1 protein-coding gene is annotated in these 256 nt (G+C 63.3%); it reads right to left on the minus strand.

The features are described 5' to 3' along the window. Positions 1-256, minus strand: a 256-nt coding sequence (locus tag IF17_RS01000000136995; RefSeq protein ID WP_032773235.1) for a carbamoyl phosphate synthase preATP-grasp domain-containing protein, incomplete at both ends; no start/stop codon positions are given.

Genomic DNA, 256 nt, shown 5'->3' on the forward strand with positions numbered 1-256 from the left:
CGTCGAGACCGTCTCCGGGTTGCAGTTGACCATCACGGTCTCGTACCCGGCGTCGGAGAGGGCGAAGGAAGCATGGACACAGGAGTAGTCGAACTCGATACCCTGCCCGATCCGGTTCGGACCCGACCCCAGAATGATCACCGCAGGCTTGGTGCGCGACGCGACCTCGGATTCCTCGTCGTAGGAGGAGTAGAAGTACGGGGTCTTCGCCGCGAACTCCGCCGCACACGTATCCACCGTCTTGTACACCGGCCGG

Origin of the sequence: Streptomyces cyaneofuscatus (assembly GCF_000718135.1) — a bacterium.
GTDB classification, from domain to species: Bacteria; Actinomycetota; Actinomycetes; order Streptomycetales; family Streptomycetaceae; genus Streptomyces; species Streptomyces cyaneofuscatus.